Genomic DNA, 12256 nt, shown 5'->3' on the forward strand with positions numbered 1-12256 from the left:
GTATCGGCTATCGACGGCCGTCTGTTCAGCGCATTGAAAAGCAGGTCGTATCGACGCTCGACTGCAATCCCAGTCGCCCTACGCCGGTTGATGCGTGTCGGCCTCGGGATGGTTACTCGCGGCGAGTTCGATCTAATTATCGCCGGCGTTACCCTGACCGGCGCAGTCGTGATACGCATTCTCGGAACAATGCTGCGGTAGCACTCGGCCCTCTTCGATCGGTTCGCGACAGCCAGCTTTTGAGCGGAGTAATGACAAAAACGAGAGGGCGGCCTACAGTTCGCTGTCGGGAACGACCACGACCTTCCCGAAGCCCTCGCGATCCTCGATTATCTCGTGTGCCCGCGCGATTTCACTCATCGGCAGCGTCTCGCGGACTCGCGGTTCCATCTCCCCTTGCCAGACCAAGTCCAGCACTTCGTCGGCCTGTCCCGGCGTGGCCATCGTCGAGCCGATGACCTGCAACTGGTTCCAGAAGATGCGGTTGATGTCTGTCTCCGGATTGCCGCCGGTGGTCGCGCCACAGGTGACGACCCGGCCGCCCTTGACGAGGCTCTTGAGCGAGTCCTGCCAGGTCTGTGCGCCGATGTGGTCGACGACCATGTCGACGCCGCGGCCGTCAGTCAGGTCCCGGATCTCGCCCGCGAAGTCCGTCTCCTCGTAGTTGATCGTGTGGTCCGCGCCCAGTTCCTCGGCGTAGTCGAGCTTCTCCTGACTGCTGGCGGTCGCGAACACCTCAGCGCCGGCGTGGTCGGCGATCTGGACGGCGGCGTGGCCCACGCCCCCGGAGGCACCGAGGACGAGGACGGACTCGCCGGCCTTCAGGTCGCCGCGGTCGCGCAGCATCCGCCAGGCGGTCTGGAACACCAGCGGCGACGCGGCGGCTGTCTCCCAGTCGACGCCCTCCGGGACCGGTGTGAGGTTCTCCGCCGGCACGGCGGCGTACTCGCTGTGGACGCCCCGGACGTGTTCGCCGATGATGTGGAAATCCGGCGCGAGTGTCTGGTCACCCTTTCGACTGAACTCGTCGCCCCCGCCGCTTTTGCCGGCGAGGACGGCGACGCGGTCGCCCGGTTCGAATCGCGAGACGCCGTCGCCGACCTCGTCGACGACACCCGCGGCGTCACTGCCCGGGATGTGTGGCATATCGAGGTCGATGCCGGGAAGCCCGCGCCGGGTCCAGATGTCGAGGTGGTTCAGCGCGGCCGCCTTCACGTCGATGACCACCTCGTCGCGGCCCGGTTCGGGGTCGGGAAACTCGCCATACTCGAGTACATCACGGTCGCCGTGACTGTCGAACTGAACGGCTTGCATCGTCATCACTTCCCGTGGCTTGGTTATAAACGCCAGCCTCCTGGAGGCTATTCTGGTCGTGGTTGGTCTACTCGGACCCCATCAATTTGTGTGCGTCTTTTCTATACTCTGTTTCTTTAGGGACTATTTGTTTACACAGTGGGCCGCATATTCTCGTTCCGCTCCTTTTTGCTATATTATACTCTTATATAGCGGGATATCGTTGAGTAATACGAGAATAAGACTGCCAAATTTCGATGAACTCGGGTATTTGGATGTACTTCTAGGTGCTATATATTTACCTTGGTTGGTGTGTGTTACTATTCACCACTGCTGGCTCGATGAGGAGCATACTTACCGCTTGAATCCGTTCCTTACGCCACCAATGGCACACACTTCAAACACACCCATCGGCCGCTCTCAGGTCGCTCCGACACGCGACTGCGTCGGTCCTCGCTGCAGGACAGTGGTGACCGACCGATGAATCTCTCACTTGTTATCGTCGCGACGATGACCGGCGTCGCTACCGGTGTCGTGTTCGGACTGCTGGATGTTCCAATTCCGGCCCCACCGAACCTCGCCGGTGTCATGGGAATCCTTGGAATCCTCGTCGGCTATCGCCTCATCGAGTACTTCGACGTTGGCGTCAGCCTGCTGTCGCTGCTGAAGGTCTGAGCAACGACACGGCTCTTTTCGAACCGAATCGTCTCACATTTCGCGCCCAGAACGGCGACGACGGCAGTGACTACACTACCGCCGTCAGTGGTCCGCGTGCTCGGTCCCGTTGTGCTGGTGAGTGTTTTCGTTCCCGCTGTGGTCGGTTTCGGCTTCCCCGTGGTCGTGATCGCGAGTGAGGCGGCCGTGGTACGTGTCGAGTGTCCGTTCGAGCAGCGCGGTCCGCGTCTCGTGGCCCTCGACGACCGGTTCGACCCACCGCGATTCAGTTCGCCAGTAGCCCATCACGTCCCCGGACGGCTCGATTACCTCCGCATCGAGGCCATCGACCCCCCAGTCGTCCGTGTACGCCTGGATGAACGAGACGACGACCGTTTCGATGCCGGCCGCGAGTTCGTGGCTGCGCGTGCTCTTGGTGACGTAGGTCAGCCTGATTCGGCTATCTTCGACGGCGAGGGAATCGATATCGACGAACCACTTCCGCAGATTGGACTCGAACGCGGCGAGTTCGGTGTCGGCTTCGATATCGGCTTCGTCGTCGCTACCGTCGTGGCTGTGTCCATCGCCGTGGTCGTGACCGCCGTCTGTGTGCGTGTGGCCGTTCGCCTCGTCGTGATGTGCCCTATCGTCTGCCTGTGCGGGCGTGTCACTTGCCTCGGGTGTTACCGTTGAGCCGCTGGCTCCGGTATTGCTCTGCTGGCCGTTCTGGGTGCCGCCGAGGCTGCTACAGCCAGCGCTGGTCACCGCAGCCAGCGCGAGGGTTCCGAGGAACCCACGCCGACTCCGTCGCTGGCTGGTGTCCCGCATGGCTCAGGTCCCCCGCCGCGTTGCAAGCAGCGCTGCGCCGACGAGCGCGAGCAGCGTGACGACGGCGGTGAACCCGGGTCCGGACGCGGCGCTCGTCTCCGACTCCGCGGTTGCAGTATCATCGGCCATCGTTCCCGCCGACCCGTCCTCGGTGTCTGGCGTGGCGGTCGCCGTGGCACCGCCGGATTCGCCGTTGCCGTCCGTTCCGGATTCGGCTCCCTGCTCGGCCGAAATCCAGACCGGGCTGGTCAGCGCCCGGTCGCCGTCCTCGTCGACGACGCGGAAGGCGACCCAGGCGTTCCCGTCGATGTCAACGTCGGTGCTCATGGTGTCGTTTGTGCCGTCGAGCGTGACGTTCGAGACGGTCGTGCCGTTCCGGATAACCTCGGCGTAGGCTAGTTCGTCGAGGTTCCGGACCGTTGCGGACGCCTCCACGGACGACCCGGCGGTCGTGTTCACGGTTTCGCCGGGCATCCTGTCGTCGACGGTGAAATCGACGGCTGGACCGTACGTCGCGTACGTGTGCCCGTCCTTCACTGACTGGGCCCACTTCTCGGGCGTGACGGTCCCCTCGACGTATGCCCGGGTGCGGGCGCTCCCGTATTTCGCCGGGAAGCACTGCGAACAGTGGTCGTCGCTGACACCGGTCGCCGTGATCTCGTAGCCGTTGTTCCAGAGGGTGAACAGCCCCTGAACGCTGGCAGCGTCGGACTCGCCGTACGGACCGTTGTACGCCTCGATGGCGTCGACCATCGGGAGGTACTCCTCGTGCTGGCCGGGCGCGCTGTCGAGGCTGACAAAGCGGTCACCCGGATGGTTGATCTGGAACACCGTCGCGTTGTGTCGGCTGCGGGACTCCTCGATGAACTCCACGAGGGTCCCGTCGGAGTCGATCATCTCCTCGCCGTGCAGCGGATAGGGGTTGAAGTGCCCGAGGTCACCGGTGGTGATCTCCTCACTCCGGACGAACATGATCTCGCGCTCCTGTGCCTGTGACTGCATCGACCCCCAGCCGCCGATGGCGTTGTGGTCGGAGATGAACACCGCATCGACGCCCGCCGATTTCTGGATGGCGACGAAGTTGTCGATAGGCGTCTTGCCGTCGAAGCTGACGCTGCTGTGGGCGTGGGGGTCGATGCCGACCCAGTCGCGTTCGCTGGGGTCCAGTTCCTCGGTGAACGTCGCGTTGACGCTGACTGCCTCGCCGGGCGTCACCGAGATGTTCTTCTCGACCGGTTCGGCGATGTAGCCGGTCCCGTGGTTGAACACCAGCGTGTAGTTACCGGGCGGGAGTTGGAACGAGGCCGTGCCGGCCGGCGTCGTTTCGGTGTAGACGGTCTGGATCGCGGTGTCGTCGTCGAGAACCGTAATCCGGGCGTCTGCGGGCCTGACCTCGCCCTCGTCGTCTATCGTCGCGGTGACGTTGACAGGGGCCGGCCCCTCCAGCGAGTCGAAGTCGGCGGTCGACGCTTCACCGCTGCTGACGGTGACGGATTTGGGCTCCGATGCCGCAAACCCGCTGGCATCGGCCGTTAGCGTGTACTCGCCGGCGGGGAGTTCGAGGTCGTACGTTCCCGTCTCCGAGCCGACGGTGTAGGTAAACGCACGGTCGCCCTTCGAGGCGGTGACTGTGGCCTGTGAGACGGACTCGTTGTCCGTGCTTTCGATGCTGCCGGTCACCGTCCCCGTCTCGGTTCCCTGCTGCTTGTTGTAGTACTCGCTGGTCGCGCTACTTGAACCGTCCTCGCCGACGAAGAAGGCGAACTCCGCCGACCGCGTTTCGCCGGGATCGAGGCGGTGTTCGAGCCACGGGTCAACCCAGGTCGTGGAACCCGTGTACGAGGTGAAGGAGCCGTTCCCGCCCCAGACACCGTAGCTCACGCGGTCACCGGTGAGCGCAGCCCAGGGCTGGTCGAGCGTGTCGGCACTCACCGGCGGCGAGCGCGTCTCCTCGACTGTCCCCGAACCGGGGAGCCAGGTCGACTGCCCCTCGGAACTCAGTGCGGCCCCGCTCTGGAGGCGCTCGGAATCGTTGACCGGGAGGCGCTGGTCGCCACCGTTCTCCATCGTGGTGTTAATCCAGATATGGCTGGAGTTGGCCGGCAGGGTGTACGTCGTCGTAATCGAGACGTTCGGATTCGTACTGACGTGACCAGTCGCGGTGACGACTGCTGCGCCGTTTGGCCCGGTGGCGTTCTGGCGCTCGAAGGATTCGTAGACGGGCCACGTCCCGAAGTTGTTGAACGCGAACTCGGCGACGCCGATCTGGTCGGTCGTCAGCCCGTACGCGTTGGCGTCGTAGATACCGCCCGGCAGCGTGCCGAAGGGACCGTTCGTCTCGGTGCCGATGGCGGCGGCGACTTCGCTGTTTTTCAGGACGATCGTCTCGTTCGCCGGCGTCTCGCCGCCCTTGACTCGCTCGCCGGTGACGGCGACCGGCTTGTCCGGTCGCTCGACGTGGCCCGACGAGGCCAGCCACTTCACCGTCCGGAAGAGGAACGGCCGCGTATCGGTCTGCTGGTGTTCGGCCTGCCACTCGTCGGTGAGATACGTCGTGACCGACTTCTGGCTGCCGAAGGCGACGACGCGGCCGTTGTTACCGATGTCCCACGTCGCGGCTGCACCGACGATGCGCTCGCCACGGGGGTACTCCTTCTCTGTCGTGGAGTAGGTGTACTCGTAGGTATCGCTGTCACCGTACAGCAACGGGGCTTGTGTCCCGTTTTCGGTATCGGTCACGTTGAGACTGACGCCGTCGTACTCCACGGTGTCGACGTTGTTCATTATGGGATGCTGGCCCGTGTTGTGGAGCACAACTCGCCACTCGTAGTCTTCGACTGTCTTGTTGGTCGGGTCCTGAATGTTCCGGAGCCACTTGTCGCTCTCGCCGTTGAAGTGGAGTCCGTACGGGTCGGTAATGTCGTTGAGCTTGCCGGCGTGGCCCTGCAGTGGTGAGGTCCACTCCCCGACGACGAACAGGCTGCCGCCGTTTCTGACGTACTCGTCGATCGCCTCCTGTTCGGCCTCGCTATAGGCTGTCTGGGGGACGGGAATGATGACTACGTCGTAGTCCGACAGCCCGTTCGCGGCCGAACTGTTCCACGAGGTTAGCCCGCCTGACGTCGACCGCTTCGTGTCGACGTCGTACCCGCGTTCGCTGAGTCGGTTTGCGAACTTCGTGAACGTCGAGCCCTGATGACTCCCGTCGATCAACACGTCGACCCCGGCACCGCTGTTGTTGAGATCGACTGAATTGTCAGGAACTGGACAACTACGGTCCAGCTGACAGGTCGCCCCACCACCCGAGGCCGTCTGTGTTGCTGTCTGACTGTTCGCCGTTGCCAGCTCGTTTTGTTCGCTCGGTGCAGCAGCGGCGCTTCCGAGGAAGCCGGTGCTGACAACCGACAAAACGAGTAGTACGCTGAGTAGTACTGGCCGTATGCGATTTCTATCCATCACTTCCTGTACAGTATTATGACTATATAGTTAAAATTTGTGATAGACGCACTGTTTCCGGAGACTGACCGTTCTCTGTAACGACCGTCCGACTTCGTCTCGGCTCTGCGAACCATGGCTCGGATTTCGACTCTGGGGATGGACCTACTCCTTGCTGTCCCCTGCTATCACACTGCTTGGCCAGTATAAGACGGCGTTGACGGACACACCTGATCTGTCGGCCACACATTCCGACACACTGATTTTGGTAGCGACGACAGCCCAACAGATTCCCACAGAATACTGCGGTCTGTCTACAGCGGGGCTGCCGTGTCACGACTGGGACGTACCAGCTTTTAAGACCTGGTGGGCGGAATTCCGAAGGTATGTCACGGAAAATCTTCTTCGATACGGACCCTGGTTGCGACGACGCGGTCATGCTGGCGATGGCGCTCGGTCACGATGCAATCGACGTTGTCGGTCTTTCGACTGTCTGTGGGAACACGACTATCGAGAACACGACCCGAAACGCCCACGCAATACTGGATATCGGGGGCTACGACGTTCCGGTATCCCGGGGCTGTGGCCGCCCGCTCGTCGACGACCTCACGACCGCCGAGTGGATTCACGGTGAGAACGGACTCCGCGGCGATATCCCCGACGCCGACGGCGATACACGGGACATCCACGGGGCCGACGCAATCATCGAAGCCGCTTACGAGTACGGGGACGAACTGACGATCGCGGCCGTCGGTCCGCTTCCGAATCTGGCACTCGCACTGGCCAAGGAGCCCCGGTTACCCGACCTCGTCGAGGACATCTATCTCATGGGCGGGGCGGCGATGACGACCGGGAACGTGACGCCGATGGCCGAGGCCAACTTCCACAACGACCCTGCGGCGGCCAGCCGCGTCCTGCAGGACGCCAACACGCGGATGGTCGGGCTGGATGTGACCAACCGCGCCACCGTCTCTTCCGAGTTCATCGAGGAGTTCCGCACGGCTGGTGGCGTCCGAGCGACCGTGGCTGAGTGGCTCGACTACCGGCCCGACTCCGGGACCTACCCGCTGGCCGACGCGCCGGCCATCCACGACGCCGCTGTCGTCGCCGACCTCATCGACGACTCGGTGCTCACCTTCGAGGAGTACTACCTCGAGGTCGACACGACCGGTGGCCCCTGCCACGGGGCCGTCATCTGCGACGAGCACGGCACGACCGACAACGACCCTAACAGTCGTGTCGCTGTTGACATCGATGTGGCCCGTTATCGGGATGTCCTTGAAACGGGGCTTCAGGCCTACGCGACACAGTAACAGCTGCTTGCTGTGCGGTTTTGCTAGTATAAATTCCTCTTAGAGCGATGTGAAACTACATCGAAACCAGACCACGGAAACACGACTGAACCGTTTTATCACGCGTGTCCGACTCCTCTACTGTGCCATTGCCGACTGGGTGAAATATGGCACAACTTCTGTTGCTCATTTTGCGCCAGAGTCCCGCACCAGCGTCTGTGTCGATCGATTGTCGGACGCTTATCGAGATCGATCCCGGCAAACATTTTATATAAAAGTTCAATCTAATGGGTACTGTGGCACGAAGCAACAAAGATGACGTAGAAACGCCTTCAGCGGACCGAACGGAGAACAGACCAGTCGACCGGCGGAAGTTCCTCTCGGCTACTGCTGCACTCGGGGCTGTGGGTCTCGCTGGCTGTTCTTCCAGTACCGAGGACGGGACTGAGCAGACCGACGAAGAATCCGAAGACGCTCAGGAGACCGCGACTTCATCTGGAACTGCCGAGACCGAATCTGAACCTGCAACGGGCGAGGTGACGCTCGTCCACGACACCCACGTCCACGGCAGTTATGGCGACCTCGAAGAGGCGGCGAACATCGCCACCTACTTCGATCTGATGAATCAGATTGCGGACAATAACGAACACTCGATAAAGGTTGGATCCGGGGACGATCTGGCCACCTCCATTCTCTCCGCACAGTTCGACGGGAAACACATTGTCGACGCGTTCAACGAAGGCGGGCTGGAGTTCGACACGTTCGGAAACCACGACTTTGACAGAGGGCCGGACGTTTTGCGGGACCGTATTATCGACAGCGAGTTCCAGTGGGTAAGCGCGAACGCCCGCAACACACAGACGGGCGACGTGTTCGGTGCTGAGCATGGAGCGAGCCAGTACGAACTCGTCGAGGCCGGCGACGTGACGGTCGGTATCACGGGCATAATCAACGTCGAAGCACCGACGATCACGACGATGGGTGAGACCACGGATGTCCCGGGCCTTGAGGAACCCGTCGACGAGGTCGTGACCGAAATGCGGGACGACGGTGCCGACCTCGTCGTCGTGCTGTCCCACGTGGCGAGCCCGGTTGCCGTCGAACTCGCGGAGGCTGTCAACGGGATCGACGCTATCGTCGGCGACCACGCCGCGAAGTTCTCCGAGGAGCCGCAAGTCGTGAACGACACGGTGCTTTCGTTTGTCGGGGACGAGTACGAGTACCTCGGCGAACTGACGCTCACCGTCGAAGATGGGGAGCGTACCGACCACAGCCTGACGGTGTACGACACCGCTGCTGCGGTTGAGGAGGACCGTGTCGAACCGCACCCAGACGTGCTCGAAGTCGCGCAGAACTACGAAAGCCAGCTTAGTGACGAACTCGACGTCGTCATCGGGGAGACAACCGTTCCGCTCGATGCCCGCGAGGACACTGTCCGTTCCGAGGAATCGAACTTCGGGAATTACATCGCCGATGCGCTCCGCAGCCACGGCAATGCGGACATCGCAATCCAAAACGGTGGTGGCATTCGGACTGACGAACTCTACCCTGAAGGCGACATCACGAGACGGATGGTCTACAGCGTTCTCCCGTTCGGAAACAACCAAGTGACCATCGAGGTTACCGGTGACACGCTGGTCGAGGCGCTGGAACTCAGTTCGACTGGCGGGGGCGGGTTCTTGCAAGTGAGCGGTATGCGGTACACCTACGACCCGGACAAATCGAAGGGCGACCGCGTCACTGAGGTAACGGTCGGCGGCGAGCCACTCGACACCGAAGCAACCTACACCGTCGCAACAAACGGCTTCACCGCCACCGGCGGCGACGGCTACACGATGTTCCAGGACGCTCCACGCATTATCGACGCGAACGAGGGCGAACTGCTGTCGGTCATCGTCGAGGACGCAATCAAGGAAGACGGAACGATTTCGCCGTCGGTCGAAGGCCGCATCACGACAGCGTAACACACAGATATGGACTCACTCGGGCCAATCGGTACTGTCTCGGCGCTAGCAGACGTTTTCTGGTCTGACGCTCCTCTCGGCGTTTCATCTCGCTCGTAGCTGGCGTGACACGGCCAAGCCACACCTCACGTGAGAAACATTGTCTCTTCGCTGTATCTCTGAACGGCCCTGACTACTGCTCTCCAAGTGTGAGCGTCATGTCGTCGAACTCCAGAAACGCAGTCTGGTAGCCGCGATGTCGCGCGATCTGCGGCGGGGCTCCGACCTCTAGCGTCATCTCGTCACCCATCGCGATAGCAGGGAACGGGGCACCGTAATGGTACCCCAGTTCGGGGTGAATGGCTGCCTTCAGTGGCTCGCGGACCTCTTCACCGGCGCTGGAAACAGTTGCTCGGAGGCCCATGAACGGGAGTGGATACTGGTTGTACGGTGTTCGAGCGGACACCGCGAGATACGGGCCCGAACTGTCGATTCCCGCCGGGGCCTTGCGCAGAACCTGTACCACAAATTTCGCGGCCCCACCCTCGACGATACCACCGTGATCTCCCGGTAGCGCCCTCACCCCCGGCAGCGATCCGTTGGGTTTCATGTTCGTCTCCATCGGTTCGAGCGCCCCCGCTTGCCCTGCCTCGTCGACGAACCGCTCGCGGATGTTGTTCGTGATGTCGGTTCTGAACAGCAGGTCGAACTCGGCGTCCACTGAGTCGGTGAATCGCCCGCGATACTCCCCTAACTGCCGCGCCGAAACCGGGTCAAACGAGAGTTGCACCGTGTACTCACCCTCGTCGGGAAACGCGACGTTGTCTCCGAAGTGGGGGCCCATCTGCTGGGACAGCATCGGCCACAGCGACTTCTCGGCCACACTGTCGCCGCTCGCGGCGTCTCGAACCTCGACTGGCGGGCTACCCAGCGGGATACGCTGGTTGTACTCCGGGTCCCACACGGTTGCCATAAGGTGCAGTCCCTGCCCATCGTTGATCCGTACGTAACTCTTCTCTTGGCCAGCCAGTACCCAGAAGTCGTGAAGCAGTGTATAGGACATCGCCACCATGTACGGCCCCACCTCGGTCATACCGACCATCCGCATCCCGTCCTGATGTGCCGGGATGTGTACCAATGGGCGTTCCTGCGCAGTAGCTGTCGGGAGCTCGTTCTCCCGCCCCGCTTTGGTTCCCTCGGGCGTTGCTTCGGTGCCGCCAGGTGCAGCCCCGGACGGAGTCTCAGTCTCGCCCGCGGCGTCGTCCCCCGTTGCACAGCCGGCGACACTCATCCCAAGTGCTACCCCGCTCATAGCGATGAAGTCACGGCGCGTAGGGTCTCTCCCGGGCCACATGGTCTGTATAGTGATTAGTCTCTCGGAAAGAATATAAAACCTTGTCAGGGACACACTATCGCCGTCGTTCGGGAGGGCTGTGGGTCCAGTCGGGTCACGACGGACGGGGGAACGAGCGCTTTGATCGGGGCGGGAGCAAGTAGTTCCCGCGTCGAACTGTGGTAATGTACTGCAGTATCCCGTTGTTGTTCTTCGTGCCGACGCCGCCGACATTCGCAACGTCAGTGCCGTTCATGGCGCTCCGGGTCTGAATAAAGTCCGCGATGCTCTCCTGGAGACTGAGGAAGTGGACACCGGTTCGGCCATCGTCTACTGTCGCGAAGTCGCGTCGGAGGAGCCGTGGGTCGCCGTTCTCGTCTCGCGCACGTGCGAGCTTCTGGGCGTGCCCGACCACGCCTTCCTCAAATGCGTCGTCACTGACTCGGTCACCGACGCCAGTCTCTGAGACGAGCGACGAATCACCGAGGTTGTCGCCGACACCCTCAACCAGATCCTCCGCTGCGTGCGTCGCCGAGAACATCTTTGCGACGCGCTGTTCCCGGGAATCTTGGTTGTACCACTGGTCCAGCTCTGTGCGTAGCAGTGAGAGGTGTTGCGTGGTGCCGCCCGCGAACGGACCCTCGGTGATCGTTACGCTGTTTTCTGTTGCCTGATTCTCTACAAACCCCGATTTGAAACCCATGAACAGCGGTGCATCTTTGGGGACCGCTCCGTCCGGAACGCCGTCCACGTCGTCGTGTTCCGCCGGGAGCCCCGGACCGATAAATCCCGTCCGCCGATCGACCAACTCGACTATCCCGTCTATGGTTTCGGTGACTTCGCTCCCGTTTGCGGTTTCCAACTCACCGAATAGCGCTTGCTTGGCCTCGAGCACCGCCGAAGCGCGGTCGCTTGCCAGATGAACGAGGAGATCCGGGGTATCGAACGACGGGTCCTCGAAAGGGGCTAGTGCCGCCGGCCGTGGCAGGTCAACCGACTCCGAAAGCGGTTCGTCGTATCGGTCGAAGTATGCTGGAGAGTAGCCGACAGTAAACAGCAGCCCGTCGGACGCCCACCGATACGTCTCCTCTAGCTCGCGAAACGCGTTCGCAGCCTGCTTCCGGTCTACGTCGTCGACCGGCCCGTCGCCAACATAGTTAGCCAGTAGCAACACGTGATGCCGAGCGAGCACCGGGTTCCCGTGCTTGTCGGTTCGAGAGAACTCGTTCCATGCGTGCTGTCGATTCGGTAGTTCAGCCGCTGATTCAGTGCCGTCTGGCCGGTCGGTATTACGGTTAGCCTCTCCCGTCTCCGTTGGCTGGCTCTCTAGATTGAGGCAGGCTGCGAGCCCTGCCGACCCTCCGACCGCGACGGCTGCGCGGAGCGCTTCCCGGCGGGTCAGGTTCCTGTCTCCGTCCGTCATCAACTACTGTCCGTTCGGACGAGTTCGGCATAAATATTTGCCTGACATCCAACAG

Annotated in this window: 8 protein-coding genes; 3 read left to right on the forward strand and 5 right to left on the reverse strand. The window is 62.0% G+C overall.

Annotated elements, in window-relative coordinates; genetic code table 11:
• Positions 1-273 precede the first annotated feature (273 nt).
• A complete protein-coding gene (locus IEY38_RS09930) occupies positions 274-1314 on the reverse strand; it encodes a zinc-binding dehydrogenase (protein WP_170097701.1) in 1041 nt (346 codons plus the stop codon).
• A gap of 459 nt (positions 1315-1773) precedes the next feature.
• Between IEY38_RS09930 and IEY38_RS09935 the strand changes: the two genes are divergently transcribed.
• The gene (locus IEY38_RS09935; protein WP_004518274.1) at positions 1774-1968 is read left to right on the forward strand and encodes a XapX domain-containing protein; all 195 of its coding nucleotides are present in this window, start codon (positions 1774-1776) and stop codon (positions 1966-1968) included.
• 84 nt (positions 1969-2052) lie between these two features.
• Here IEY38_RS09935 and IEY38_RS09940 read toward each other — a convergent pair whose 3' ends face one another.
• Entirely contained in the window at positions 2053-2775 is a 723-nt protein-coding gene (locus tag IEY38_RS09940) for a hypothetical protein (RefSeq protein WP_188977457.1), read from the reverse strand.
• A gap of 3 nt (positions 2776-2778) precedes the next feature.
• Positions 2779-6231, reverse strand: a complete 3453-nt coding sequence (locus tag IEY38_RS09945; RefSeq protein WP_188977459.1) for a CehA/McbA family metallohydrolase — start codon at positions 6229-6231, stop codon at positions 2779-2781.
• Positions 6232-6596: 365 nt separating this feature from the next.
• Between IEY38_RS09945 and IEY38_RS09950 the strand changes: the two genes are divergently transcribed.
• Together IEY38_RS09950 and IEY38_RS09955 are read left to right on the forward strand one after the other, a co-directional pair.
• Positions 6597-7523: a nucleoside hydrolase gene (locus IEY38_RS09950; protein ID WP_188977461.1), complete on the forward strand. Its 927-nt coding sequence runs from the start codon at positions 6597-6599 to the stop codon at positions 7521-7523.
• A 266-nt stretch (positions 7524-7789) separates the two neighbouring features.
• Positions 7790-9466, forward strand: a complete 1677-nt coding sequence (locus tag IEY38_RS09955; protein ID WP_188977463.1) for a bifunctional metallophosphatase/5'-nucleotidase — start codon at positions 7790-7792, stop codon at positions 9464-9466.
• 172 nt (positions 9467-9638) lie between these two features.
• Here the strand turns inward: IEY38_RS09955 and IEY38_RS09960 are convergent, their stop codons facing one another.
• Together IEY38_RS09960 and IEY38_RS09965 are read right to left on the reverse strand one after the other, a co-directional pair.
• The gene (locus IEY38_RS09960; RefSeq protein ID WP_229775267.1) at positions 9639-10757 is read right to left on the reverse strand and encodes an iron transporter; all 1119 of its coding nucleotides are present in this window, start codon (positions 10755-10757) and stop codon (positions 9639-9641) included.
• Positions 10758-10893: 136 nt separating this feature from the next.
• Positions 10894-12201, reverse strand: a complete 1308-nt coding sequence (locus IEY38_RS09965; protein WP_188977465.1) for a DUF7405 family protein — start codon at positions 12199-12201, stop codon at positions 10894-10896.
• Between the last annotated feature and the right edge of the window lie 55 nt (positions 12202-12256).

Source organism: Haloarcula sebkhae, assembly GCF_014647415.1.
GTDB lineage: Archaea > Halobacteriota > Halobacteria > Halobacteriales > Haloarculaceae > Haloarcula > Haloarcula sebkhae.